Origin of the sequence: Chromobacterium sp. ATCC 53434 (assembly GCF_002848345.1) — a bacterium.
Lineage (GTDB): Bacteria > Pseudomonadota > Gammaproteobacteria > Burkholderiales > Chromobacteriaceae > Chromobacterium.
Genome location: NZ_CP025429.1, coordinates 2,163,318 through 2,189,204, shown reverse-complemented (window position 1 = coordinate 2,189,204; position 25,887 = coordinate 2,163,318). Strand labels below are relative to the sequence as shown.

Genomic DNA, 25,887 nt, shown 5'->3' with positions numbered 1-25,887 from the left:
GAGCACGATAATGGACTTTTCACCTTCCTTGTGCGGCTTCTTTGACTCTGCCAGCACCATCCGCCCAGCGGATGCATACGAAATCCCGATGGACCTCTACAACGCCATGCTTGATGCGCAGGCGTCCGGGGCGATCATCAGCGTCGATGATACTGGGGCACCAATAGCGCGTGCGAAGCCACCGGCCACCCCTGAAGAGATGGCCAGCGATGCGCGCGCACATCGAGACCTGCTGCTGAAAGATGCGCTCAACGTGCTGGATCGACATGCGTATCAGAAAAGTTATGAACTGCCGACAACATTGACGGAGGATCAAGCCCGGCAGTGGGCAGCATACGCACAGGTGCTGCGCGATGTGCCACAGCAGCCTGAATTCCCGTTGAAGACGACCTGGCCATCCAAACCGCAATGATCCGTCAAAATGCAAAGGGGCCAACAGGCCCCTTTCTGACAGAAGTGAAATTCTTTTGCAGATAGTGGAAAATTGGTGGGTCACCATTTATCGCGCGCAATGGCGTTCAGTTTTCGCGCCGCGCTTCATTCAGGCGCGCAGCACGGTGCGCGCGCCCTCGTAGCGCGGCGCGAAGTAAACGTTGTCCAGCCGCGCCACGCGTATCGTGCTGTTGGTGCGCGGCGCGTGGACGAACTTGCCGTCGCCGATGAACAGGCCCATATGCGAGAACGGCCGGTTCATCGTGTTGAAGAACACCAGGTCGCCGACTTGCATCTGCGTGTCCGGAATGGGCCGGGCCAGCGCGGCGATGCGGGCGGCGTTGTGCGGCAGCCGGATGCCGACCGCGTTCTGGTAGATGTAGCTGACCATGCCGCTGCAATCGAGTCCGGCCTCCGGATTGCTGCCGCCGAACTGATAGCCGCCGTCCAGCAGGCCTATCGTGTACAGCAGGATTTCGCGGCCGTTGCCGTCGGCGCTGATATTGGACAGCGAGGTGTCGCCGGACGGCCGGCTCGGCCGGGGGCGCTGGCTGGTCTTCACCGCGGTGGTGCCGCAGGCGGCCAGCAAGGCGGCGAGGCCGGCCAGCGCCGCGCCCTGCAGCAGGCGGCGGCGGCCGCTGTCGTCTATCGGCTGGGTGTTTTCCATTATCGCGTGGGCTCCTGTTGTCTTGCGCGCGTTCTTTCCCGCCAGGCTCCTAGCGGCGGCGGGACGCTTCGACGGCAGTATAGCGCGGGCCGGGCGTTCGGCTGTCGCGCCAGTGTAAACGCGGGGAAACATCCGGCCGCCGACGGGCGGCGATTTGCCATGGACAAGGCGTCGGCGCGACTAGAATGGAAAATCGATCCGGAGATTTCCCTGCGGAGATATGGAATGAAGATCGCACTGGCCTCCACCGCCGTCGCGGCGATGGCGTCGTTCGCGCGTCGCGCGTTGGCGCCGGCATTGGCGGCGGCCATCGGCTTGACGCCGCTGCACGCGGCGTCCGCCGAGATCGCGTACATCACCGCCAAGGCGGATTTGCCGTTTTGGGACACGGTGGGCAAGGGCGTGAAGGCGGTGGCGGAGGCGAATGGCTACGCGTTCACGCAGTTGGACAGCAAGCTCAGCGAGGAGGCGCAGCTGGCTCACGTTCGCCAGCTGATAGACCGCCATGCGGCCGGCATCGTGATCTCCCCGACCAATAGCAAGTCGGCGGAGGAGGCCCTGGCTCTCTGGCCCGCCGGGCGGGCATTCCGGTGACGATAGCCGATATCGGCACCAGCGGCGGCGACTATGCCAGCTTCGTCAAGTCGGACAATTACCGCGGCGCCTACGATGTCGGGGCCGAGCTGGCGAAGGCGATGCGGGCGCGGAACTGGGGCAATGGCGCTTACGGCATGGTCACCATCGAATTGACGAGAAAGAACGGCCAGGATCGCAGCAACGGCTTCCGCGACGCGATGCGGGACGCCGGTTTCGCGCGAGAGAGCGTGCTCAGGCAGATGAAAGACTATTCCGCCGAGGAGACCTACCGCTATGTGCGGGAGGCGCTGGCCGCGCATCCTGGGCTGCGCGGCTTCTTCATCGAGACCGACCAGCCGGTGGACGGGGCGATGCGGGCGATACGGGAGGCAGGCAAGCAGAAGCAGGTGCTGCTGGTTTCCTTCGACGCGATGCCGGATGTCGTCCGCCTGCTGAAGAGCGATGCCCTGGTCGCCGTCGGCATGCAGCAGCCTTATCTGATGGGCAGTTCGGCGGCCGGCGCCCTGGTCGCGCAACTGCATGGGCGGCCGCCGGCGAAGGAAATCCTGGTGCCGGTCCTGGTGGCGACCAGCCGCAATGTCGACCAGTTGATGCCGGTCGCCGCGAAGACGGTATTCGGCAAGCCGCTCAAGTGACCGGCCTTACGGCATCATCCGCGCCATTTCGTTGTTGCGGATCAGGTCGCGGATGGTGGCGTTGAACGATTGCTGCAGCTCGTCGCCGCCCTTGGCCGCGCGCTTGAACTCGAAATGCAGGCCGGTGGCGGTGTCGCCGGGCAGGTCGGCCCGGCCCAGGGCCGGCCCGTCGAACAGATCGCGCAGCGCCGCGTCTCGTTCCGACAGGCTGTCTATCACCTCGCGGATTTCGATGAAGACATCGCAGCGGCCTTCCATGATCTTCGCTATCGCGCTGCGTTCGTTTTTCGAGCTGATGTCCTGACGCGACGGGGCGATGCCGAAGGCGTCCAGACGATTGCCGAACAGGCCGCACACGGTGTAGCGCTTGAGATCGGCCAGCGCGCGCAGCGGCGCGCCGGCCGGATGTTTCCGCGAGGAGTAGAAGTACAGGTGATGCACCTCGGCGTAGGCCTCGGTGGCGAGGAAGCGCTGCGGGTCCAGCTCGCGCGACGGCACGTCGATGGCGATGTCGATCTGGCCATGGGCGACCATTTCGCGGCAACGCCGCCATGGCAGCCTTTCGACGATGGCCGGCTCGCGTCCGGCCCGCCTCAGCGCGCGCTGCAGCACATTGACGGCGAGGCCGGTGTCCTGGGCCCCGCCGGCAAAGCCGGATGAGGAGGTGAAGACATAGGGCGGGAAGTCCACATCGGACGCGCAGGCGCGCAGCGGCGTGGCTTGGACCGCGCCGACGGCCATCGCGAGCGCCGCCGCGAGCCGCCAGCCAGGGGCATGTCGCGCCCGGCTGCGGTATTTTCGGCCCTCGAATGGCGCCACGCGCTCCTCCTGATTGGATCTTGGCTTGGCCGGCCGCCAAGGACGCTCAGCGGGAACGCTGTTCCAGCTCTTCCCAGCGCGCCAGCTTCTCCAGCAGCAGTTCGTCGATCTCGTCGATGCGCTGCTGCCAGGCGATGGCCTCTTTGGGCGTGTCGCGGTAGCAGTTGGGATCGAGCAGGCGCTGGTTCAACTCGGCTTGTTCCGCCTCCAGGGCGGAGATCTGGTCCGGCAGCGCCGTCAGTTCGCGCCCCTCATTGTAGGACAGCTTGTTGCGGGACGCCTTCGGCTTGTCCTGCCGCGCCGCCGCCGAAGGCTGGGCCGGGGCGGCCTCCCTGGGCTTGTCGGCGCCGCCCAGCGCGGCCATCCGCTTCCTGGTGTCCTGCCAGTCCTGGTAACCGCCCGGATACTCCTCCAGCCTGCCGTCGCCCTCGAAGGCGATGACCTGGGTCACCACATTGTCGAGGAAGGCCCGGTCGTGGCTGACCAGGAACACGGTGCCGGCGTATTGGGCGATCACATCCTCCAGCAGCTCCAGCGTGTCGATGTCGAGGTCGTTGGTCGGCTCGTCCAGCACCAGCACATTGGCGGGGCGGGTGAACAGCCGGGCCAGCAGCAGGCGATTGCGTTCGCCGCCGGACAAGGAGCGCACCGGGCTGCGGGCGCGCTGCGGCGAGAACAGGAAGTCCTCCAGATAGCTCATCACGTGTTTCTTGACGCCGCCGATCTCGACGAAGTCGTTGCCCTGGCTGATGATGTCGGCGACGCTGGTTTCCTCGTCCAGTTGCTCGCGGAACTGGTCGAAGTAGGCGATTTCCAGCTTGGTGCCCTGCTTGACGACGCCGGCGTCAGGCTGCAGTTCGCCGAGGATCAGCTTCAGCAGCGTGGTCTTGCCGGCGCCATTGGGCCCGATCAGGCCTATCTTGTCGCCGCGCAGGATGCGGGTGGTGAAGTCGCGGATCAGCGTCTTGCCGTCGAAGCCCTTGTCGACATGCTCCAGTTCCGCGACCAGCTTGCCGGAGCGCTCGCCGGCGTCCAGCTGGAAATTGACCTGGCCGACGCGCTCGCGGCGGGAGGCGCGTTCGCGGCGTATCGCCTCCAGCCGGCGCACCCGGCCCTCGTTGCGGGTGCGGCGCGCCTCGATGCCCTTGCGTATCCACACCTCTTCCTGGGCGTGGAACTTGTCGAACACGCGGTTCTGCTCCTCTTCTATCGCCAGCTCCTCGGCCTTGCGGGTCTGGTAGGAGGAGAAGCTGCCCGGATAGCTGCGCAGCATGCCGCGGTCCAGTTCGACGATGCGGCTGGCGACGTTGTCGAGGAAACGGCGGTCGTGGGTGATCAAGAGCACGCTGCCGGAGAAGTTGCGGATCAGGCCTTCCAGCCATTCTATGGCGGCGACGTCCAGGTGGTTGGTCGGCTCGTCCAGCAGCAGCACGTCGGGCTTGGACGCCAGCGCGCGCGCCAGCGCCACCCGTTTTTTCCAGCCGCCGGACAATTCGCCGACCAGGACTTTGGCGTCCAGGTCCAGATGGCTCAGCGTCGACGAGATCAGCGCGTCGAACTGCCAGCCTCCGCGCGCTTCCAGCTGGTGCTGGATGTCTTCCATCCGCGCCAGCGCCTGCTCGTGGTCGGCGTCCGGCTGGGTCAGTTGCTGGGTGACCTTGTGGTAGTCGGTCAGCAGCGCCTTCAAGTCGCCCAGGCCTACGGCCACCGCCTCGAACACGCTGTGGCCGGGGTCGAATTCCGGCTCTTGCGGCACATAGGCCACCTTGACGTCGCCCTTGACGTTGATGCGGCCGTCGTCCAGCTGCACCGCGCCGGCTATGCTCTTCAGCAGCGACGATTTGCCGGCGCCGTTGCGGCCTATCAGTCCGACCGCCTCGCCCGGTTCCAGGGCGAAATCGACGTTGTCCATCAGGGCGTGGTGTCCGAAGGCGAGGCAGGCTTTCTCGACGGTAATCAGGGCCATGTTCTGTGTGTCTTGCTAAATGAGGAAAACGGCCGCCAGTTTACCACGGAGGCCCTGTCGGCGGACGGGTCGCCTAGCCGCGGGCGGACTGCTACAATGCGCGCCGAATCTTCCTTTGCGAAAGGCCCCGCCATGTATTTCGTCGACCGCGCCGTTGCCGTCATCAAGCCGAAACAACCGTTCCTCGATTGGCTGAACCAGTTGCCGGACACCGATATGGTGGACCTGACGCTGGACAGCCTGCGCAGCGACTGCACCGCCATCCTGCTGCCCGAGTTCGTCGAGCCGGAAGAGGGCGTCGCCCACATCGATGAAATCAGCGAACAGCTGTTCAAGATGGAACTTGCCTCCTGGGACGAGGACGAAGGCCTGTGGCCGTCGGATTTGTCGCTGAAGGCGTTCTGGGAGTGGTTCGACGTGGAAATCCATTCGACCGTGATCGACAGCGTCGACGCCGACATCTCCAACCTGCCGGCCGCCGAACTGTAAGCGAACATGCGCCGGGACCGGGCTTTGCTGCAACCGTTCGCCGTGCCGCTCAGGCCGTCGCGCGCGTGGCTGGCGCTGGTTCTGGCCTCCTACGCCGGCTATGCGACGGCGCTGCTGGCCTGTCTGCCGCCGGCATATGCGATCAGCCTGCCGGCGGCCGCCTGGTTCGGCCTGCGCGCGCTGCGGGCCGATGGCTGGTGGCGGGGCGACGCGCCGGACCGGCTGGAGGTCGATCCGCAGGGGCGCTTGTTCCTGTGCCGCGGCGACGCGAGGCAGGCGGCGGAACCGTTGGACGATTGTTTCGTCACACCGCTGCTGATCGTGTTGAACGCGAGCGCCGACGGTCGGCGGCTCAGCGTGATGCTGTGGCCGGACTCGTCCGGCGCCGAGCCGCGCCGACTGCTGCGGGCTTATTTGCTGTGGTTTCATCCGCCGCAGCCCACCGATGACATGGAAACCCCACGATGACCATGAGAAAGACACTGGACGATTGGCTGCGCTGGCAGGAAGGGCTGCATGTCAGCGCGATAGACATGGGCCTGGAGCGGGTGTCCCGGGTGCGCGACGCGATGGGCCTGAGGCCGCATTGTCCGATCATCATGGTGGCCGGCACCAATGGCAAGGGTTCCACCTGCGCGATGCTGTCCAGCATGCTGCACGCCGCCGGCTTCAAGGTCGGCGCCTACACCTCGCCGCACATCCTGCACTACAACGAGCGCATCGCCATTGATCTGAAGCCGGCCAGCGACGAGCGCATCATCGCCAGTTTCGAGGCGATAGACGCGGCCCGCGGCGACGTCTCGCTGACTTATTTCGAATTCGGCACGCTGGCGGCGGTGCACAGCTTCGTCGCCGAGAAGGTGGACGTCATCGTGCTGGAAGTGGGGCTGGGCGGCCGGCTGGACGCGGTCAACATCTTCGAGCCCGACGTGTCGGTGGTGGTCAGCGTCGATCTGGACCACCAGGCAATACTCGGCAACGATCGCGAGGACATCGGTTTCGAGAAGGCCGGCATCTATCGCGCCGGCAAGCCGGCGATCTGCGTCGATCCGGAGCCGCCGCGGCGGCTGCTGGACCACGCCGTCGCCATCGGCGCCGATCTGAGACTGTACGGCCGCGACTTCGGTTTTTCCCGGATGGACAATCAATGGTCGTTCCGCTGCGGCGACCATCAGCGCCACGCGCTGCCGATCCCGGCGCTGCGCGGCGGCTATCAGCTGATGAACGCCTGCGGCGCGCTGGCGGCGCTGGAGGCGATCAAGGACAAGCTGCCGGTCGGCATCGGCGCCGTCAAGCAGGGCCTGGTCCAGGTGGAGTGGCCCGGCCGCTTCCAGGTGTTGCCGGGCCGGCCGACGGTGGTGCTGGACGTCGGCCATAATCCGCACGCGGTGAAGGCGATGACGGCGGCGCTGAAACAGCTGCCGTATGCCGAAACCCGCTACGCGGTGTTTTCGATGTTGGCCGACAAGGACATGGCGGCGGTGGTCGAATTGGCGCGCGGCGAATTCGACCGCTGGCTGGTCGCCGGCCTCGACATGCCGCGCGGCCAGAGCGGCGAGGCCATCGCCGCGGAGCTGGCCGCGGCGGGCATCGCCGACGTCCAGGCTTTCGATCGCGTCGCCGGCGCATGGTCGACCGCCTTATCGCAAGCCGGCGACAATGATAGAATCGTCGTTTTCGGGTCTTTCCACACCGTAGCCGAAGTACTGGAAGCCCGGCGTCACCCGGTTTGAGGAATGCATGGCACTGTCCAGCCACGATGAACTGATATTGCTGAGAAAGCGCGCCCGCCGCCGTTTGGTCGGCGCGATTGTGCTGGTTTCGATTGCCACCGTGGTCCTGTGGAACGTGGTCGGGCATCTGCCGGAGCAGCAGATGAAGCCGGAATCCATCGAGATCATGGGCGAGGCCTCGGCGCCGGCCGCCTCGGCTCCGGCGGCCAGACGCGCCGCCTCGCAGGCGGTGGCCGAGGCGCCGCAAGCGTCCGCCACCGATCTGCCGGCCAATCTGTCGACGATCACCGCGCCGCCGCCGGCCGAGCGCGAAACCGTCAAGCCGGTCGAGAAGCCCGCCGCGGCCGTCGCCGAAGCGCGGCCCAAGCCGGAAGCCAAACCGGAACCGAAACCGGAAGCCAAGCCCGAGCCGCGGCGCAAGACCGAGGAGGCCAAGCCCGCGGTCAAGCCGCGCAAGGCCGACCCGGCGGCCATCCTGGAGGGCCGAGCCGACCCGGACAGCCACGCGTCCGGCGGCGAGCCCGCCCACGGCAAGTCCGTCATCCAGTTGGCGGCGCTGTCCGATCCGGCCAAGGTGGAGGCCCTGCGCGCCAAGCTGGCCGGCATCGGGGTGACCGCGCACTTTTCCAAGGTCGAGACCAGCAAGGGCGAGGTGACCCGCGTCCGCGTCGGTCCGTTCGCCAGCCAGGCCGAGGCGCAGCACGCGCTGCAGAAGCTTTCCCGCGCCGGCGTCAGCGGCATCATCATCAACAAGTAGCCGCCATGACCGCATTCGACTATATCGCAATTGCCGTCGTCGCCGGTTCGGTGCTGATGGCGCTGATGCGCGGCCTGATCGCCGAAGTGCTGTCGCTGGGCTCGTGGCTGATCGCCTTCTGGTGCGCCAAGCAGTTTTCGCCGCTGGTCACGGAATTTCTGCCGGCCAGCCTGCCGGGCGAGGGCGTGCGCACCGTCGCCGGCTTCGTGCTGGTGTTTTTCCTGGTCTGGCTGGCCACCGCGCTGTTGCGAGTGACGCTGACCGGCCTGGTGGACAGCATAGGCCTGGGCGCGATCAACCGCTTGTTCGGCGCGGCGTTCGGCCTGGTGCGCGGCGTGGTGCTGGTCACCGTGCTGGTGCTGTTGGGCGGGCTGAGCAGCCTGCCGCAGAAACCGATGTGGAGGAACGCCGTGCTGGCGGCGCCATTCGAATCGCTGGCCTTGTCATTGCGGCCATGGTTGCCGCCGACACTGGCGAACAATTTGCACTACGACTCTCCCGGCCAGGCGCCGGACAGTTAGGTGAGAAAGGCGGAATCTCTTGATATCTTCACTTCGAGATTCCGCCTTTTTCTTTTGTCATTCCGTTTTCAGGTAGTTGGATAGAGGGCTTTCAAGATGTGTGGAATTCTAGGCGTGGTCGGCCAGTCGCCGGTCAATCAGCTGCTGTACGACGGCTTGCAGGTGCTGCAGCACCGCGGGCAGGACGCGGCCGGCATCGTTACCGCCAATGGCAAGACCTTTCACATGCACAAGGGCAGCGGCATGGTGCGCGACGTGTTCCGCACCCGCAACATGCGTTCGCTGCTGGGCAACGCCGGCATCGCCCATGTGCGTTATCCGACCGCCGGTTCCGCCTCCTGCCTGGCCGAGGCGCAGCCGTTCTACGTCAATTCGCCGTTCGGCATCGTGCTGGCGCACAACGGCAACCTGACCAATACCGATGAGCTGAAGGCCGACATGTTCCGCAACGATCTGCGGCACATCAACACCAATTCCGACTCCGAAGTGCTGCTGAACGTGTTTGCCCACGAACTGGCGCTGCGGGTGACCGGCCGCGAACTGACGGTGGACGCGGTGTTCGGCGCGGTGGAGGCGGTGCACCGCCGGGTCAAGGGCGCCTACGCCGTGGTGGCGATGATAGCCGGCTTCGGTCTGGTGGCCTTCCGCGACCCGAACGGCATCCGTCCGCTGGTGATGGGCTGCACCGACTCCAGCGGCAAGACCGAGTACATGTTCGCGTCCGAGTCGGTGGCGCTGGACTGCTCGGGCTTCACGCTGCTGCGCGACGTGCAGCCCGGCGAGTGCGTCTACGTCACCTTCGACGGCGACATGCACAGCCAGATCTGCGCCGAGAACACCCGGCTGACGCCCTGCCTGTTCGAATACGTCTACTTCGCCCGCCCGGATTCGGTGATAGACGGCGTGTCGGTTTACCAGTCGCGGCTGAACATGGGCGAGGCGCTGGCCGACAAGATCCGCCGCGACCTGCCGGGACTGGACATCGACGTGGTGATCCCGATTCCCGACTCCAGCCGCCAGAGCGCGCTGCAGCTGGCCAACGCGCTGGGCCTGCCGTACCGCGAGGGCTTCATCAAGAACCGCTATATCGGCCGCACCTTCATCATGCCGGGCCAGGCGGTGCGCAAGAAGTCGGTGCGCCAGAAGCTGAATCCGGTGCCGCTGGAGTTCGCCGGCCGCAATGTGCTGCTGGTGGACGACTCCATCGTCCGCGGCACCACATCGAAGGAGATCGTGCAGATGGCCCGCGACTCCGGCGCCAAGAACGTCTATTTCGCCTCGGCCGCGCCGGCGGTGCGTTTCCCCAACGTCTACGGCATCGACATGCCGACCCGCGCGGAGTTGCTGGCCACCGGCCGCGACGAGGCCGAGATCGCGCGCGAGATCGGCGCCGACGCGGTGATCTACCAGGACCTGGGCGCCTTGCAGGACGCGGTGCGCAGCGTCAACCGCGAATTGCGCGCCTTTGAAAGCTCTTGCTTCGATGGTGAATACATCACCGGCGACATCACGGCGGCCTATCTGGACGCCATCGAATGCGCGCGGCTGGACTTGAAGAGCGGCGACGCCAGCGGCAGCGAGCACATGATCGATCTGAATCTGAACGTGGCCGAGCAGAATCTGATCTGATCCGCCTGGCCGCCTGAACTATCTTTAAGAAGTTCAGGCAGCCTAGGCGCCAACGGGGGCGTTCCGGCAGCGGAACGCCCCCGTTGCCTTTGGAGCGCGCGAATCTTGCCCTGGCTGCTCGTTCTGCTGTCGCTGCTGTTGCCGGCGCTCGCCAGCGCCGGCGAGAAGCCGTTGCTGCTGGTCACGCTGCAGTATCCGCCCTACCAGTACCAGAATGGCGACGAGGTCGATGGCGTCGCTGTCGGCATCGTGCGCGAGGCTTTCCGCAGGATGGGGCGGCCAGTCCACGTCGCCGTCTACCCGTGGGGGCGTTCGCTGACGATGGCGGAGACGGGGCAGGCGGACGCTATTTTCACGCTGTATAAAACGCCGGAACGCGAGGTCAGGCTGGACTATTCCCGCCAGGTGCTGATATCGCAGGCGGTGTCGCTGTTCGTGCTCAAGGACGCCGCGATCGGTTTCGACGGCCGCTTGAACCAGCTGGCCGGCTACCGTTTCGGCGTGGTCAGGGCCGTCAGCTACGGCGCGGTTTTCGATGAGGCGGTGAAGCGGGGCGATGTGCGCATCGCCGAGACGGCCGCCAGCGGCGAGCAGAATATGGACAAGCTTCTGGCCCGCCGCTTCGACATCCTGGTCAGCAATCGCCTCGGCGCCTGGGACATCATCCGGCGACAGCGCGCGGAGGGGCGGGTGCGCGAGTTGCAGCCGCCCATCGAGCGGATTCCCAGCTATCTCGCCTTCGCGCGCAAGCCCGAGCTGGCCGGGCTGCGCGATCGCTTCGACGCCGCGCTGGAAGCGATGAGGCTGGACGGCAGCTACGCCCGTCTGCTCGCGGCGGTTCCTCCCTGAATTCCATCGCCTTCTTGACAGTCCAGGAGACGACAACTTTAGTGAAGCCATATGCTGACCACTGTCCAAGCGGCTGAGGCTGCTGGGTCTGGACAGCTATTCAGCGTACTGGAAGCTGCTGCGCGCGCCGGGCGGGCAGGCCGAGCGCCAGCGCGCGGTGAATCTGCTGTCCACCAACGAAACCTATTTTTTCGCGAGCCGCAGCATTTCCAGTGGCTGGAGCAGTATGTGCAGGAGCTGCGGCAGCACCGTCCGGGGCCGATACGGGTGTGGTCGGCGGCCTGTTCGACCGGGGAGGAGCCGTACACCATCGCGATGGTGCTCGCCGATACGCTGGGATTGGCCGGCAACTGGAAGCTGTACGCCACCGACATCAATACCCGGGTGCTGGCGATGGCCAGGCGCGGCATCTATACGACGGACAGAGCCCGCCGCACGCCGCCGCATTACTGGCAGAAGTATTTCCTGCGCGGGTATGACGAGTACGAGGGCATGGTGCGGGTGATGCCGGAGCTGGCGCGGCGGATGGAATTCGCCAATCTGAACCTGCTGAGTTGCGACAAGTTCCAGCAGGCCGAATTCGACATCGTCTTCCTGCGTAATGTGCTGATTTACTTCAACGAGTCCGCCAAGCTCGACACCGGTTGAATGGCGCAAGCCGGAAGGGAGGCAGAAGATGAGCATCGCCGTGCTGATCGTCGACGATTCCGCCGTGGTGCGCGAGATTTTGACCCAGATGCTGGCGACCGCGCCTGACATCGAGGTGATCGGCGCCTCGCCGGACCCGATTTTCGCGATGAACCGGATGAAGCTGCGCTGGCCGGACGTGATCGTGCTGGATATCGAAATGCCGCGGATGGATGGCCTGACCTTTTTGCGCAAGATCATGGAGGAGCGGCCGACGCCGGTGATCATCTGCTCGTCGTTGACCGAGAAGGGCGCGCGCATCACGCTGGACGCGATGTCGGCCGGCGCGGTGGCGGTGATCACCAAACCGACGGTGAACCTGAAGGCCTTCTTGCAGGAGGCGGCCAAGGGCCTGATCCAGGAGGTGCGCGATGCCGCCGGCGCCCGGATGGGCGTGGTGAAGCGCATCGCCGGCGGCGGCGCGGCCAGTCCGAGCGCCGCCGGCCGGGATAGGCTGGTGCCGGCGCCCAAGCTGAGCGCCGACGTGGTGCTGGAGGCGCCGTCCGGCCTGGAAAAGTATCGCACCACCGAGCGCATCATCGCCATCGGCACCTCCACCGGCGGCACCCAGGCGCTGGAATACCTGCTGCCCAGGCTGCCGGCCACCTGTCCCGGCATCGCCGTGGTGCAGCACATGCCGGAGAAGTTCACCGCCTCGTTCGCCGAGCGGCTGAACGGCCTGTGCCGGGTGGAGGTGAAGGAGGCGAAGAACGGCGACCGGCTGATTGCCGGCGTCGCGCTGATCGCCCCCGGCGGCAAGCACCTGCTGGTCAAGCGCAGCGGCGCCCAATATGTGGCGGAGGTCAAGGACGGCCCGCTGGTGTCGCGTCACCGGCCGTCGGTCGATGTGCTGTTCCGCTCGGTGGCGGTGTGCGCCGGCGGCAACGCGCTGGGGGTGATCATGACCGGCATGGGCGACGACGGCGCGCGCGGCATGCGCGAGATGCACGACGCCGGCGCGCGTACGATCGCTCAGGACGAGGAGTCCTGCGTGGTCTTCGGCATGCCGGCCGAGGCGATCAACCACGGCGGCGTCGACGAGGTCATGTCGCTGGAGAAGATCACCGGCACGCTGGCCGGGATTAGGGGGTAGCCGCGATGTATCTGGACAAGTGGCGGGGACGGTCGGTGATGGTGGTGGACGATTCCGCCAGCCACAGGATTCTGGCCGCCGGAGCGCGGTCGGCGGCGGCTTGATTCTGCGGCGGGCATGAAAAAAGGGGCCATAAGGCCCCTTGATGTCGCGTGAAGCGGAAATCAGGCGAAGTTCTTCGCCACGAAGTTCCAGTTCACCAGCGCCCAGAAGTGTTCCAGATAGTTCGGGCGGCTGTTGCGGTAGTCGATATAATACGCGTGTTCCCACACATCACAGGTCAAGAGCGGCTTCTTGTCGGTGGTCAGCGGGGTGGCGGCATTGCTGGTGGACACCAGGTCCAGGCTGCCGTCGCTGTTCTTCACCAGCCAGGCCCAGCCGGAGCCGAAGGTGCCGATGGCGGTCTGGGTGAAGGCCTTCTTGAACTCGTCGAACGAACCCCACTTGGCTTTGATCGCGTCGGCCAGCGCGCCGGTCGGTTCGCCGCCGGCGTTCGGCGCCAGGCCGAACCAGTAGAAAGTGTGGTTCCAGACTTGGGCGGCGTTGTTGAAGATGCCGCCGGACGATTTCTTGACGATCTCTTCCAGGGAGGCGTTTTCGAACTCGGTGCCCTTGATCAGGTTATTCAGGTTGGTGATATAGGTCTGATGGTGCTTGCCGTAATGGAATTCCAGGGTTTCCTTGGAGATGTGCGGGGCCAGGGCGTCCAGCGCGTACGGCAGTTCGGGCAGTTTGTGTTCCATTATGCTCTCCTTGTTGAGTAGAGTAATCCGCATAAGCGGCGGCTTTAACCGCAGTTTACTGGAATATGTTCTGCGTGGCCAATAGTTGACTAAAATGATAAGGATAAGTTTTTGCAATTCGATGTAATTGTCATCGGAGCTGGCGCGGCCGGCCTGATGTGCGCGGCGACGGCCGGTCAGCGCGGCCGCAGCGTGCTGTTGCTGGACCATGCGGCCAAGTTGGCGGAGAAGATCCGCATCTCCGGCGGCGGGCGCTGCAACTTCACCAACGTCAATGCCCGTTTCGACTGCTATCTGTCGACCAATCCGCATTTCTGCCGTTCGGCGCTGGCGCAATACACGCCGCAGGACTTCATCGCCATGGTGGAACGCCACGGCATCGGCTACCACGAGAAGAAGCTGGGCCAGCTGTTCTGCGACGACGGCAGCGAGCGCATCATCGCGATGCTGGACCGGGAATGCCGCGACGGCGGCGTCGACCGCCGGATGGAGACGACCATCCTGTCGGTGTCGCGCGTTGATGATGGCGGCTTTGCGGTGGAGACCGCCGGCGGCCGTTTTCTGGCGCAGTCGCTGGTCGTCGCCAGCGGCGGCCTGTCGATACCGCAGATCGGCGCCACGCCGTTCGGCTACCGGCTGGCCGAGCAATTCGGCCTGTCGGTGACCGAGTTGAGCCCGGCGCTGGTACCGCTGACCTTCCACGTCGACGACGCCGAGGCGTTCGCGCCGTTGGCCGGCGTGTCGGTGGACGTGGAGGCGACGGCGGGCAAAGGACGCTTCCGCGAGAATGTCTTGTTCACCCACAAGGGCGTGTCCGGCCCGGCCATCCTGCAAGTGTCCTCGTATTGGCAGCCGGGGATGGAGCTGCTGTTGGACCTGATGCCGGGCGGCGATGCCGAGGCCTGGCTGGAAGAGAAGGGCGACAGCGAGCAGCTGATCGCCAACGCCTTGACCGAGCTCGGCTGGTCGCGCCGCTTCGCCGACGCCTGGCTCGACCGCATCGGCCTGAACAAGCGGGTGAAGGAACTGGGGGCCAAGCAGCGCCGCCAGCTGGCCGAACAGCTGCATCGCTGGTGCGTGAAGCCGAACGGCACCCAGGGCTACAAGAAGGCCGAGGTGACGCTGGGCGGCGTCTCCACCAAGGCGCTGTCGTCCAAGACCCTGATGGCGGCCGATGTGCCCGGCCTGTTCTTCATCGGCGAAGTGGTCGACGTCACCGGCTGGCTGGGAGGCTATAACTTCCAGTGGGCGTGGTCTTCGGGCTATGTGGCGGGGATGAACTGCTGAGCGGCCCGGTTTGTTTCGGGTTAGAATTGCGTTTTGCCTTACGCGCGCCATTCCGCGCGCGCATTCCGGGTCTACATGACAGAACAGTACGAGAATTTTGACGGCGAGATGGCGGCCATCCGCACGCCGCCGCATTCGGTTGAGGCCGAGCAATCGGTGCTGGGCGGCCTGCTGCTGGACAACAGCGCCTGGGACAAGATAGCCGACGTGGTGTCCGAGGCCGACTTCTACCGCCACGACCACCGGCTGGTGTACAAGCATATCGCCAAACTGGTCGAGCTCGGCCGGCCGGCTGACGTGGTGACGGTATCGGAAGCGCTGGACAAGAACGCCCAGCTGGCTGAGATCGGCGGCCTGGCCTATCTGGCGACGCTGGCGCAGAACACGCCGTCGGCGGCCAACATCCGCCGCTACGCCGAAATCGTCCGCGAACGCTCGGTGATGCGCCAACTGGCCCAGGTCGGCACCGAGATCGCCGAGGCCGCCTACGCGCCCATGGGCCGCGACGCCGCCCAGTTGCTGGACGAGGCCGAGGGCAAGGTCTTCCACATCGCCGAATCCACCGCCAAGTCCAAGCAGGGCTTCCTGGAAATGCCGGGCCTGTTGAAAGAGGTGGTCGAGCGGATCGACATGCTGTACAGCCGCGACAACCCGGACGAGGTGACCGGCGTGCCGACCGGCTTCATCGATCTGGACGCCAAGACCTCCGGTCTGCAGCCGGGCGACCTGATCATCGTCGCCGGCCGTCCGTCGATGGGCAAGACCGCCTTCTCGATGAATATCGCCGAGCACGTGGCGGTGGAAACCCATTTGCCGGTGGCGGTGTTCTCGATGGAAATGGGCGGCTCGCAGCTGGTGATGCGTATGTTGGGCTCGGTGGGCCGGCTGGATCAGCACGTGTTGCGCACCGGCAAGCTGGGCGACGACGACTGGCAGAAGCTGACCTACGCGATCGGCAAACTGTCCGACGCGCCGATGTATATCGACGAGACGGCGGCGCTGACCGCGCTGGAAGTGCGCGCCCGCGCGCGCCGGCTGGCGCGCCAGCACGGCGGCAAGCTGGGCCTGATCGTCATCGACTACCTGCAGCTGATGTCGGGCTCCGGTCGCGGCGACAACCGGACCGCCGAGCTCGGCGAAATCTCGCGGGGCCTGAAGGGCCTGGCCAAGGAGCTGCAAGTGCCGGTGATCGCGCTGTCCCAGTTGTCGCGGGCGGTGGAGCAGCGGCCGAACAAGCGGCCGATGATGTCCGACCTGCGGGAATCGGGCGCCATCGAGCAGGATGCCGACTTGATCATCTTCATGTACCGCGACGATTACTACAATCCGGATTCGCCGGACAAGGGCCTGGCCGAGGCCATCATAGGCAAGCACCGTAACGGTCCGACCGGCGCGGTGCGGCTGGCCTTCATCGGCCATTACGCCAAGTTCGACAACGCCGCCTCCGTCGGCGCCGCCGGCTGGGCGGACAACGACGGTTAAGCGGACAACGGGACACAGCCATGAGCTTTTTCGACAAGCACGTATTCATCTGCTGCAACCAGCGCGCCGCCGGCGAGAGCTGCTGCAACAACCACGGCGCCAGCGAGCTGCTTGGCTATATGAAGGACAAGGTCAAGGCGCTGGGTCTGGCCGGCGAGGGCAAGATCCGCGTCAACAAGGCCGGCTGCCTGGGCCGTTGCGACGACGGTCCGGTGATGGTGGTCTATCCGCAGGAGACCTGGTACACCTTCGTCGACAAGGAAGACATCGACGAGATCGTCTCCGAGCACATGACGCACGGCCGCGTCGTGGAAAGGCTGAAGATCTGATGCTGAAGGCCATGAACAAGGTCGCCGTCGCCGGTCCGGTCGGCATGCTGGACACCATCTACGTGCCGGCCCAGGGCGAGGCCAGCGGCGTCGCCGTGATCTGCCATCCGAATCCGCTGCAGGGCGGCACCCACACCAACAAGGTGGTGCAGACCGCGGCCAAGGCCTTGTCGCAGCTGGGCTATGCCTGTTATTGCCCCAATCTGCGCGGCGTCGGCGACAGCGACGGCGAGCACGACTACGGCAACGGCGAGGTCGACGACGCGGTCGCCGTGGCCGAGTACGCCAGATCGCAGCATCCCGGCCTGCCGCTGGCGCTGGCCGGCTTCTCCTTCGGCGGCTTCGTCGCCGCCCGCGCCCGCGCCCGCATCGAGGCCGACAAGCTGCTGCTGATGGGCGTGGCCGTCGGCAAATATCCTATCCCGACGCCGGACGTGCCGGCCGACGCGCTGGTGATACACGGCGAGGAGGACGAGGTGATCCCGCTGGCCGCGGTGATGGACTGGGCGCGGCCGCAGAGCCTGCCGGTGCTGGTGCTGCCCGGCGCCGGCCACTTCTTCCACGGCCGGCTGGTGCAGCTGGCGCAGATGATTCAACGGTGCTGGTGAGCGCCGGCACAAGCAGACTTCGGTCTGCTTTTTTTACATCGACGGTAAAGAGAACAATATGCAGAACATCGTGGATTTCGTGCTGGAAATCGACAAGCTCAAACAGGTGACGCGCAAGACCCGGGTATTGAACAGCGACCGTTACGAGAATTCGGCCGAACACAGTTGGCAGATCGCGCTGCTGGCGTCCTCGCTGGCGCCGTACGCGGTGGAAGCGGTGGACATGAACCGCGTGGTGGCGATGCTGCTGGTGCACGATATCGGCGAGATCGAGACCGGCGATACCATCGTCTACGCCGAAGGCGGCTGGGAGGAGCGCAAGGCGCAGGAGCTGGCCTGCGTCACTCGCATTTTCGGCATGCTGCCGGCGGAGCAGGGGCAGCGCTTGCTGGCCTTGTGGAACGAGTTCGAATCCGGCGACACGGCGGAAGCGCGTTTCGCCCATGCGGCGGACCGCGCGATGCCGGTATTGCTGAATCTGGCCAATAGCGGCCAGAGCTGGCGCGAGAACTGCATACGCCACCAGCAGGTGCTGGACCGCATCGGCCCGCCGATCCGCAGCGGCTGTCCGGCGCTGTGGGCGTATCTGGAAGGCCGGCTGCTGGATGCCAAATCGCGGGGCTGGCTGGCCTAGCCGGACGTTTTCGCATTCGACGCGGGCGCCGATTGGCGCCCGTTTCCGTTCCGGGGCGCGCCGATCAGTGCTGCGGCCGGGTGGCCTGATGGCTATGCTGTATAGGAACGTGTTCACGATAGTGGGCCGCTTCCCAGCAGCAGCGCGAACTTCCCACCCCAGCAAAGAGCGACGCCGATGCAGCCATCCGGTTCCGAGACCAGTCCGGGCTCCGCCTTCCTGTCGACCTTGCCGCCCACCCGGGGGCAAAGTCGTCTCGCGCTGGGCGTCGTCGTCGTCTCGGCGCTGGTCTTCCTGGCGGTGCTGCCGTTCGCCAAGATCCAGCTGGCCAAGATATGGGCCTTCATCCCCTTGTACCAGTCGGCGCTGGCGGTCAACGATCTGGTCACCGCCGTATTGCTGTTCGGCCAGTTCGCGATACTGCGGCTGCGCGCGTTGCAAGTGCTGGCGACGGCCTATCTGTTCACCGCCTTGATGGCGATGCTGCACGCCTTGAGCTTCCCCGGCCTGTTCGCCGAGCACGGCCTGTTCGGCTCCGGCTCCCAGACCACCGCCTGGCTGTACATGCTGTGGCACAGCGGCTTTCCGCTGCTGGTGATCGTCTACAGCCAGCTGAACGGCGACGCCTCCGGCGGCCGCACCGGCCGCGCCATCGCCTTGTCGGTGCTGCTGTCGGCGCTGCTGGTCGTCGGGCTGGGCGTGCTGGCCACCCGCGGCCACGATCTGTTGCCGGTCATCATGCAGGGCAGCCGCTACTCGCCGCTGATGTGGGGCGTGGTCACCTGCGTCTGGGGCTTGTGCCTGCTGGCGCTGGCGGCGGTGGGACTGCGCCAGCCGCGCAGCCTGCTGGATTTGTGGCTGATGGTGGTGATGAGTAGCTGGGTATTCGATATCGCGCTGTCCGTCGTTTTCAACGCCGGCCGTTTCGACCTGGGTTTCTACGCCGGCCGCGTCTACGGCCTGCTGTCGGCCAGCCTGGTGCTGGCGGTACTGTTGTTGGAGAACGGCAAGCTGTACGCGCAGCTGGCGGCCGCCTCCGTCGAACTGCACGCCGCCAAGGTGGCGGCGGAGGGCGCCACTCAGGCCAAGTCGATGTTTTTGGCCAATATGAGCCATGAGATCCGCACGCCGATGAACGCCATCATCGGCATGTCCTATCTGGCGCTGAAGACCGATCTGAGCGATCAGCAACGCAACTACATCGGCAAGATCCACAACGCCGGCACCTCGCTGCTGGGCATCATCAACGACATCCTGGATTTTTCCAAGGTGGAGGCCGGCAGGCTGGAGCTGGAGGCGAGGCCGTTCTGGCTGGACGACGTGCTGGACGGCGTGTCGGCGCTGGTGGCGCAGGGCGCCGCCGACAAGGGGCTGGAGCTGCTGTTCGAGATGGAGCGGGATGTGCCGCAGGGCCTGGTCGGCGACGCCTTGAGACTGGGCCAGGTGCTGACCAATCTGGTCAGCAACGCGATCAAGTTCACCGATAAGGGGCAGGTCGCCATCATCATCGGCGTCGATGACCGCATCGGCGACAAGGCCCAGCTGCGCTTCTGCGTGCACGATACCGGCATAGGCATGAGCGAGGAGCAGGTCGCCAAGCTGTTCCAGGCCTTCAGCCAGGCCGACGGCTCCACCACGCGCCGCTTCGGCGGCACCGGGCTGGGTCTCAGCATCGCCCGCCGGCTGGTGGAGCTGATGGGCGGGACGGTGCAGGTGGAGTCGGCGCCGGGCTGGGGCAGCTCCTTCATCTTCAACTGCTGGCTGGGCGTCACAGACGCCGTCGATCCGCGCCGCAAATCGCTGCCAAAGGAGGCCAAGGGCCTGCGCATCCTGGTGGTCGACGACAACGACGCCGCGCGCGACGTGCTGTCGGAGCAGCTGCGGACGCTGGACTTCGCGGTGACCGCCTGCGGCCAGGGCAGCGAGGCGGTTCCGTTGATGCGGCAAGCCAATCTGGTCCAGCCGTTCGACGCGGCCTTCGTCGACTGGATGATGCCGGGCATGAACGGCATCGAGACCGTGCGCCGGATCCGGGAGATCAGCCGCAGCGCGCGCATCGTGCTGGTGACGGCTTTCGGCCGCGAAGACGTCCGGGCCGAGGCCAGGGCCGCCGGTTGCGACGCCTTTCTGGTCAAGCCGGTCAGCCAGAGCGCCCTGCTGAACGTGGTGCTGGAGGTGTTCGGCCCGGTTTCGGCCAGCGAAGCGCTGGCGGACGCGGCGGAGCCCGGCGTGGACCTGGACGGCGTCCATCTGCTGTTGGTCGAAGACAATCTGATCAACCAGCAGATCGCGGTCGAACTGCTGGAGAGCGCCGGCGCCACCGTCACCGTGGTCGGCAATGGCCAGGCCGCGTTGGACAAGTTGCGCGCCCACGGGCCCAAGGGTTTCGACGCGGTGCTGATGGATGTGCAGATGCCGGTGCTGGACGGTCTGGAGGCGACGCGGCAATTGAAGGCCGATCCGCGCTTCGCCGAACTGCCGGTCATCGCGATGACGGCCGACGCGCTGGCCGAGGAGCGCGAGAGCTGCCTGGCGGCGGGCATGGTCGACCATGTCGCCAAACCGGTCGATCCGCACGTGCTGTACGACACGCTGGCGCGCTGGGTGCGCATCGCCGGCGCCACCGCGGAGCGGCAGGGCTGGGAGTCGCTGGTGCTGCCGGCGGTCCAGGGCTTGGATCAGACCGCCGGCTTGCGGCGGGTGGCCGGCAACCGCGAGCTGTATCTGTATCTGTTGCGGCAGTTCATCGATAGCGAGTCGAACGCGGTGGAACGGGCAGAGGCGGCGTTGGCGGCCGACGACCGCGAAACCGCGGCGCGTATCGCCCATACGCTGAAAGGCGCCGCCGGCGGACTGGGGCTGGCCGAGTTGCAGGAGGCCGCGCTGCGGCTGGAGCAGGCGATCAAGCGCCGCGCCGACTGCGATCCGCTGCTGCAGTCGCTGCGACGCGATCTGTCGGCGATGGTGGAGCGTCTGCAGTCGGCGCTGGAGCGGACGGCGCCGGCCGCCGACAGCGGCGAGCCGCAAGGCGCCGCCTTACTGTCGCGGCTGGCCTCCTTGCTGGCCGCCAGCGATGGCGAGGCGCTGGGCTATTTTCTCGCGCACGCGACCGAGGTGCGGGCCGCCTTTCCCGGCGGCGGCGAGGCGTTCGAGCAGGCGCTGGCGCGCTTCGACTTCGCCGCGGCGCTGGCCGAGCTGCGCGCGGCGATGACCGCCGGCGGCCTGAGTTTTCCGGAGCGAGAGCCATGAGCGATGTGTCCGATTCGAGCAAGCAAGTCATCCTGATCGTCGACGATACGCCGGAGAGTCTGACCCAGCTGTACGCGTTGCTGAAGGACCGCTACCGCACCTTGATCGCCAACGGAGGAGAGCGGGCGCTGCAGATCGCCGCCGGCGAGGCGCTGCCCGATCTGGTGTTGCTGGACGTGATGATGCCGGGCATCGGCGGGCTGGAGGTCTGCCGCCGCTTGCGGGACGATCCGCGAACCGCCGGCATCCCGGTGATCTTCCTGACCGCGATGGGCGAGCACGAGGACGAGCAGGCCGGCTTCGACGCCGGCGCCGTCGACTACATCATCAAGCCGATCTCTCCGCCGATACTGCAGGCGCGGGTCAGAACCCATCTTCGCCTGAAGGCGGCGGCCGATTTTCTGGAGGACAAGGCGCTTTTCCTGCAGCGCGAGGTGGAGCGCCGCACCCGCGAAGTGCAAGTGATACAGGATGTCACCATCATGATGCTGGCTTCGCTGGCCGAGACCCGGGACCACGAGACCGGCAATCATCTGCGCCGCACGCAGAACTATGTGCGCGCGCTGGCCGTCGAGTTGCGCCAGCATCCGGCCTATCGGGAGCAGCTGGACGACGAGACCATCGCGCTGCTGTACAAGTCGGCGCCGCTGCACGACATCGGCAAGGTCGGCATCCCGGACCACATCCTGCTGAAGCCCGGCCCGCTGACGCCGCAGGAGTTCGATATCATGAAGACGCACACGCTGCTGGGCCGGGACACCATCGCGGCGGCGGAGAGGATGCTGGACGCGCCCAGCAACTTCCTGCGGCTGGCGCGCGAAATCGCGCATTGCCACCAGGAGAAGTGGGACGGCAGCGGCTACCCGGCGGGCCTGGCCGGCGAGGCGATTCCGCTGTCGGCCCGGCTGATGGCGGTGGCCGACGTCTACGACGCGCTGATTTCGCGCCGCGTCTACAAGCCGCCGCTGCCGCACGAGGCGGCGGTGGAAATGATCCGGGTCGGCAGCGGCAGCCATTTCGATCCGGAAATCGTCACGGTCTTCTTGCGGCTCGCCGACGACTTCCACGCCATCGCGCTGCGCTACGCCGACGAGTAGCGGGGCGAAGGGCTAGCGGTGGAATTCGCCGGCGGCTTCCGGCTGATAGACGATTTCCAGCACCGTCAGCTCGGCGCTGCCGGACGGCGTCGGCCATTGAATGCTCTGGCCGGCGGACAGGCCCAGCAGCGCGGCGCCTATCGGCGCCAGCACCGAAATCCGCCCCTGTTCGCTGTCCGCGTCGCGCGGATAGACCAGGGTCAGCAGTTTCTCGTCGCCGTCCAGCAGGATGCGCGCGGCGCTGTTCATCGTCACCACGCCTGCCGGCATCGTTTGTGGCTCGACGACTTCGGCCCGGTCCAGCTCCGCCTCCAGCCGGCCCGCCACCGGGTGGTCGTGGGCGCAGGTCTCCAGCAGGGCCGTCAGGCGTTCGTAGTCGAGCGAGGATAGGGTGATGGCCGGCGTGGCGGGCATAGGGAACTCCTTACAGATGGACAAAGGGCACCACGACGGGTGCCCGTTGATCAAATGGATTCATATGCCGATCATAAGGGATGGCTTGCGCTTGAAACAAGCCTGTAATTGAAATTATTTTTTAATTCTTGTTGGAACTTTCAAATAAAATTGCTCAACCCAGCAGCGACAAGGCGGCCTGAGGCGCGATATTGGCCTGCGCCTGGGTCAGCGCGGCGGCTCGTCCCTGGATCTGCTGCGACGCCAGCTGGGCGCTGGCGGCGGCGAAGTCGGTGTCGCTGATGCGGCTGTTGGCCGCCTGGGTGCTGATATTGCTCGACTGCAGATTGTTTATCACCGAATCGAAGCTGTTGCTGACCGCGCCCAGCGTCGTGCGCTGCGAGCCTATGGTGCTGAGGTCGCTCTGCGTGCTTTGCTGCGCCGCCAGCGCATTGGCCTGGGTGGTGACGTCTATGGTGTTGGTGGCCGCCAGGTTGGCGTTGTAGCCGTTCAGCCCGCCGGATGCCGGCGCGCCGGTCAGATCGATGCCGGGCACCGTCACCTGATTGGACGCGGTGCCGTTGGGGCCGACCTGGAAGGTGGAGGCGTTGCCGTTGTTCAGCAGCTGCGTGCCGTTGAATTGGGTGCTCTGCACGATTTGCGAGTTGGCCTGGGTCAGCTGGTCCACCTGTTGCTGCAGCGCCTGGCGGTTGCTGCCGCTGAGCGCGCCGTCGCCGGCCTGGATCGCCAGCGTCTGGATCTGCTGGGTGTTGCTTTGCAGCTGGCCGAGCGCGGAATCGGCGGTTTGCACCATCGAGATGCCGTCGCTGGCGTTGTTGATCGCCTGGTTGTTGCCGTTGATCTGCGCTTGCAGCTGCTGGGCGATGGCCAGATTGGCGGCGTTGTCGGCCGCGCTGTTCAGCTTGGAACCGGAGGCCAGTTGGGCCAGGACCTGCTTGGTGGCTTGCTGGGTCTTGTTCAGCTGATATTGGCCGGACAGCGAAGCCAGATTGCTATTGACGGTCAGCGCCATGATGTTTCTCCCGCTGGATTCTTCGCCCCTGGCGGGGCAATAACTCGGTTTCAGTTTAGAAACAACCGCTTGCACGCACAAGAGCTATTTAAAGAATGCAACATTTGGCAACAATTCATTGCGCCGCCAAATGTGAAAAGCCCCGCGCGGCGGGCCGGGCGGGGCATGGTATGGCTATGGCCGGTTTACTTGAAGCTGGGCTTCTCCGGCGTGCCGGCCGACTGGGTCAGGATCTCGTAGCCGGTCTCGGTGACCAGCACGGTATGTTCCCACTGCGCGGACAGGCTGCGGTCCTTGGTGACCACGGTCCAGCCGTCGGCCAGCATGCGCAGATGGCGCTTGCCCTGATTGATCATCGGTTCGATGGTGAAGATCATGCCGGCCTGGATTTCCAGCCCGGTGCCGGGACGACCGTAATGCAGGATCTGCGGTTCCTCGTGGAATTTCTTGCCGATGCCGTGGCCGCAGAATTCCTGCACCACGCTGTAGCCGGCAGCCTCGGCGAAGCTCTGGACCGCGTAGCCGATGTCGCCGAGCGTGGCGCCGGGCTTCACTTTCTCTATGCCCTTCCACATCGCTTCATAGGTGATCTTGCACAGGCGCCGCGCGTGCGGATTGACATCGCCGACGTAGAACATGCGGCTGGTATCGCCGTGGTAGCCGTCCTTGATCACGGTGATGTCTAGATTGACGATGTCGCCGTTCTTCAGCGGCTTGTCGTTGGGAATGCCATGGCAGATCACATGGTTGACCGAGGTGCAGACCGACTTCGGATAGGGCACATGGCCGTCCGGCGCGTAGTTCAGCGGCGCCGGTATCGTGCCCTGCACATTGACCATATAGTCGTGGCACAGCTTGTCGATGGCCTCGGTGGTGACGCCCGGCTTGATGTGGGGCGTGATGAAGTCCAGGACTTCGGAGGCCAGCCGGCCGGCGATGCGCATTTTTTCGATGTCTTGCGCGTCTTTCAGTTGGATTGCCATGTGATTCAAATAACCTATTATTTTCAATCGTTTGCATCGTTCAGGCTGGTGGTTCTTTCGAATGTTCCAACAATCTTCCAACAATCCACTAGCCTGCACTGATCGCTGTTAAGCAGCATTTGTCCATTCTACACCACTTGTCACACACTCAATCCAGCGGTCTACCTCTTTGACAGGCCATCTTGTCGAATTACCTATGTATATGGGTTTTGGAAAGTTGCCTTTCTTTACAAGCTTTCTTATGTAGGATGCCGACAGTTGGGTGCGTTCGGCGATAGTCTTAATGGAAATTAACTCAGCCATTTTTCACCTTTCAGATCATTTCGTGTGTGGAGTGCCGGCGGGGCCAGTGCGTGGGACTGAACGACTGGCCGGCGTTGTGCCTCTCCGGGTGGAGCGTAGAGGGGAGGGCACGCATGCTCTTCGGCACAGTTTGCGGAAACAACAAGGCCGCCAGCGAGGGCGGCCGTTTCGTGGAAGGGGAGTTCTGCTTCATGCAAGCGCCCCGACTGTCAGGTCGACCACGTCGAGCAGGGTCTTGACGTCGCCGTCATTATCGATGGTGAGGTCGCGCGAGTGGCGCGGCAGGGCGATTTCGGTCGTGTGCTCGGCCGATGCCTGATAGGCCGGTCTGTCGATGTGCCAAACCCAGCCACCCAGCTGCCGGATCAGGCCGGCCTCGGCGGTCGGGATCGGCGCGCTGGCAGCATAGCGCAGGCCAGACACGACAACCGGCGTCGTTGACGCCTCAATCCGTTCGCGAACATCGCAGATGAAATAATCCCAGCCGGCGGTCGCGCGCCGGTAGTCGCCCCATTGCTGCTGGAGCCAGCGAGGCGAGCGGGACTCGCTCAGCTCGGCGTATATCTCTACTACGCGTCTATGCCTCAACCAGTCTATGAAGCCCAAGTTCTCGCAATGCTCAAGAGCAAGAGAAATGTCATTGACGTCTTTGAATGCTTGATTTTCGAATGAACCCGCTTCCAAGCCAGGGTAGGCCGCGCGCAGCTCCTCCCGTATTTTGTCCGCGAAGCCGATCTTCACGAAGCCGTGATTGGCGACCAGATGGTCGGCAATGGTGTCTTTGCCGGATTTCTTCGGGCCGGCGAGGCCGATTAGTTGCATGTGGTTCTCCAAAATATGAAGGCCGCTCATTGGCGGCCTGTGTGGATTGG

At 65.3% G+C, this 25,887-nt stretch carries 28 protein-coding genes; 19 read left to right on the top strand and 9 right to left on the bottom strand.

The window, feature by feature from the left end:
- The first annotated feature begins 10 nt into the window (after positions 1–10).
- A complete protein-coding gene (locus tag CXB49_RS09865; RefSeq protein ID WP_158300726.1) occupies positions 11–412 on the top strand; it encodes a phage tail assembly chaperone in 402 nt (133 codons plus the stop codon).
- 129 nt (positions 413–541) lie between these two features.
- Here CXB49_RS09865 and CXB49_RS09860 read toward each other — a convergent pair whose 3' ends face one another.
- On the bottom strand, positions 542–1,099 hold the full coding sequence (locus tag CXB49_RS09860; protein ID WP_101708233.1) for a C40 family peptidase: 558 nt from the start codon (positions 1,097–1,099) through the stop codon (positions 542–544).
- Positions 1,100–1,324: 225 nt separating this feature from the next.
- Between CXB49_RS09860 and CXB49_RS24275 the strand changes: the two genes are divergently transcribed.
- Positions 1,325–1,693, top strand: coding sequence for a substrate-binding domain-containing protein (locus CXB49_RS24275; protein WP_199406820.1), 369 nt, complete (start codon positions 1,325–1,327; stop codon positions 1,691–1,693).
- The gene (locus CXB49_RS23940; protein WP_199406819.1) at positions 1,690–2,331 is read left to right on the top strand and encodes a substrate-binding domain-containing protein; all 642 of its coding nucleotides are present in this window, start codon (positions 1,690–1,692) and stop codon (positions 2,329–2,331) included. The genes CXB49_RS24275 and CXB49_RS23940 overlap by 4 nt, the downstream gene beginning before the upstream one ends.
- Positions 2,332–2,337: 6 nt before the next feature.
- Here the strand turns inward: CXB49_RS23940 and CXB49_RS09850 are convergent, their stop codons facing one another.
- Both CXB49_RS09850 and CXB49_RS09845 read right to left on the bottom strand, forming a co-directional pair.
- A complete protein-coding gene (locus tag CXB49_RS09850) occupies positions 2,338–3,150 on the bottom strand; it encodes an ABC transporter substrate-binding protein (RefSeq protein ID WP_158300725.1) in 813 nt (270 codons plus the stop codon).
- A 46-nt stretch (positions 3,151–3,196) separates the two neighbouring features.
- Entirely contained in the window at positions 3,197–5,116 is a 1,920-nt protein-coding gene (locus tag CXB49_RS09845; RefSeq protein WP_101708231.1) for an ATP-binding cassette domain-containing protein, read from the bottom strand.
- A gap of 132 nt (positions 5,117–5,248) precedes the next feature.
- Here CXB49_RS09845 and CXB49_RS09840 point away from each other — a divergent pair, with 132 nt between their 5' ends.
- From CXB49_RS09840 to CXB49_RS09800, 9 genes are all read left to right on the top strand, one after another.
- Positions 5,249–5,605, top strand: coding sequence for a hypothetical protein (locus CXB49_RS09840; RefSeq protein WP_101708230.1), 357 nt, complete (start codon positions 5,249–5,251; stop codon positions 5,603–5,605).
- Positions 5,606–5,611: 6 nt separating this feature from the next.
- The gene (locus tag CXB49_RS09835; protein WP_101708229.1) at positions 5,612–6,073 is read left to right on the top strand and encodes a hypothetical protein; all 462 of its coding nucleotides are present in this window, start codon (positions 5,612–5,614) and stop codon (positions 6,071–6,073) included.
- Positions 6,070–7,338 (top strand): bifunctional tetrahydrofolate synthase/dihydrofolate synthase, encoded by a 1,269-nt coding sequence (gene folC, locus CXB49_RS09830; RefSeq protein ID WP_101708228.1) that lies wholly within the window; start codon positions 6,070–6,072, stop codon positions 7,336–7,338. Before CXB49_RS09835 ends, folC begins: the two co-directional genes overlap by 4 nt.
- A 7-nt stretch (positions 7,339–7,345) precedes the next feature.
- Positions 7,346–8,095 (top strand): SPOR domain-containing protein, encoded by a 750-nt coding sequence (locus tag CXB49_RS09825; RefSeq protein WP_101708227.1) that lies wholly within the window; start codon positions 7,346–7,348, stop codon positions 8,093–8,095.
- Positions 8,096–8,100: 5 nt separating this feature from the next.
- The gene (locus tag CXB49_RS09820) at positions 8,101–8,616 is read left to right on the top strand and encodes a CvpA family protein (RefSeq protein ID WP_101708226.1); all 516 of its coding nucleotides are present in this window, start codon (positions 8,101–8,103) and stop codon (positions 8,614–8,616) included.
- Between the two features lie 96 nt (positions 8,617–8,712).
- On the top strand, positions 8,713–10,245 hold the full coding sequence (gene purF / locus CXB49_RS09815; RefSeq protein ID WP_101708225.1) for an amidophosphoribosyltransferase: 1,533 nt from the start codon (positions 8,713–8,715) through the stop codon (positions 10,243–10,245).
- Between the two features lie 105 nt (positions 10,246–10,350).
- A complete protein-coding gene (locus tag CXB49_RS09810; RefSeq protein WP_233493026.1) occupies positions 10,351–11,094 on the top strand; it encodes an ABC transporter substrate-binding protein in 744 nt (247 codons plus the stop codon).
- A 228-nt stretch (positions 11,095–11,322) separates the two neighbouring features.
- Complete coding sequence (locus CXB49_RS09805) at positions 11,323–11,742, top strand: protein-glutamate O-methyltransferase CheR (protein ID WP_233493025.1); 420 nt, start codon at positions 11,323–11,325, stop codon at positions 11,740–11,742.
- A 28-nt stretch (positions 11,743–11,770) separates the two neighbouring features.
- Positions 11,771–12,874: a chemotaxis response regulator protein-glutamate methylesterase gene (locus CXB49_RS09800; protein ID WP_101708223.1), complete on the top strand. Its 1,104-nt coding sequence runs from the start codon at positions 11,771–11,773 to the stop codon at positions 12,872–12,874.
- Between the two features lie 164 nt (positions 12,875–13,038).
- Here the strand turns inward: CXB49_RS09800 and sodB are convergent, their stop codons facing one another.
- Complete coding sequence (sodB, locus tag CXB49_RS09795; RefSeq protein WP_101708222.1) at positions 13,039–13,617, bottom strand: superoxide dismutase [Fe]; 579 nt, start codon at positions 13,615–13,617, stop codon at positions 13,039–13,041.
- Between the two features lie 111 nt (positions 13,618–13,728).
- On the opposite strand from sodB, the gene CXB49_RS09790 reads away from it, so the two are divergent.
- The 7 genes from CXB49_RS09790 to CXB49_RS24350 all read left to right on the top strand — a co-directional run bounded on the left by CXB49_RS09790 (position 13,729) and on the right by CXB49_RS24350 (position 22,303).
- Positions 13,729–14,904, top strand: coding sequence for an NAD(P)/FAD-dependent oxidoreductase (locus CXB49_RS09790; protein ID WP_101708221.1), 1,176 nt, complete (start codon positions 13,729–13,731; stop codon positions 14,902–14,904).
- Positions 14,905–14,979: 75 nt separating this feature from the next.
- Entirely contained in the window at positions 14,980–16,386 is a 1,407-nt protein-coding gene (gene dnaB / locus CXB49_RS09785) for a replicative DNA helicase (protein ID WP_101710668.1), read from the top strand.
- 20 nt (positions 16,387–16,406) lie between these two features.
- Complete coding sequence (locus CXB49_RS09780) at positions 16,407–16,715, top strand: ferredoxin (RefSeq protein ID WP_101708220.1); 309 nt, start codon at positions 16,407–16,409, stop codon at positions 16,713–16,715.
- Complete coding sequence (locus tag CXB49_RS09775; RefSeq protein ID WP_101708219.1) at positions 16,715–17,323, top strand: alpha/beta hydrolase; 609 nt, start codon at positions 16,715–16,717, stop codon at positions 17,321–17,323. The genes CXB49_RS09780 and CXB49_RS09775 overlap by 1 nt, the downstream gene beginning before the upstream one ends.
- A gap of 58 nt (positions 17,324–17,381) precedes the next feature.
- Positions 17,382–17,957 (top strand): HD family hydrolase, encoded by a 576-nt coding sequence (locus tag CXB49_RS09770; protein ID WP_101708218.1) that lies wholly within the window; start codon positions 17,382–17,384, stop codon positions 17,955–17,957.
- 177 nt (positions 17,958–18,134) lie between these two features.
- Complete coding sequence (locus CXB49_RS09765) at positions 18,135–21,206, top strand: response regulator (RefSeq protein ID WP_101708217.1); 3,072 nt, start codon at positions 18,135–18,137, stop codon at positions 21,204–21,206.
- Positions 21,203–22,303, top strand: coding sequence for an HD-GYP domain-containing protein (locus tag CXB49_RS24350; RefSeq protein ID WP_101708216.1), 1,101 nt, complete (start codon positions 21,203–21,205; stop codon positions 22,301–22,303). Before CXB49_RS09765 ends, CXB49_RS24350 begins: the two co-directional genes overlap by 4 nt.
- 12 nt (positions 22,304–22,315) lie before the next feature.
- On the opposite strand, the gene rnk is transcribed toward CXB49_RS24350, so the two are convergent.
- The 5 genes from rnk to CXB49_RS09735 all read right to left on the bottom strand — a co-directional run bounded on the left by rnk (position 22,316) and on the right by CXB49_RS09735 (position 25,837).
- Positions 22,316–22,717 (bottom strand): nucleoside diphosphate kinase regulator, encoded by a 402-nt coding sequence (rnk, locus tag CXB49_RS09755; protein WP_101708215.1) that lies wholly within the window; start codon positions 22,715–22,717, stop codon positions 22,316–22,318.
- Between the two features lie 154 nt (positions 22,718–22,871).
- A complete protein-coding gene (locus tag CXB49_RS09750) occupies positions 22,872–23,729 on the bottom strand; it encodes a flagellin (protein ID WP_101708214.1) in 858 nt (285 codons plus the stop codon).
- 185 nt (positions 23,730–23,914) lie between these two features.
- Entirely contained in the window at positions 23,915–24,730 is an 816-nt protein-coding gene (gene map / locus CXB49_RS09745; RefSeq protein WP_255409611.1) for a type I methionyl aminopeptidase, read from the bottom strand.
- Positions 24,731–24,820: 90 nt separating this feature from the next.
- The gene (locus CXB49_RS24430) at positions 24,821–25,015 is read right to left on the bottom strand and encodes an AlpA family transcriptional regulator (protein ID WP_101708212.1); all 195 of its coding nucleotides are present in this window, start codon (positions 25,013–25,015) and stop codon (positions 24,821–24,823) included.
- A gap of 189 nt (positions 25,016–25,204) precedes the next feature.
- Entirely contained in the window at positions 25,205–25,837 is a 633-nt protein-coding gene (locus tag CXB49_RS09735; protein ID WP_158300724.1) for a hypothetical protein, read from the bottom strand.
- Positions 25,838–25,887 lie beyond the last annotated feature (50 nt).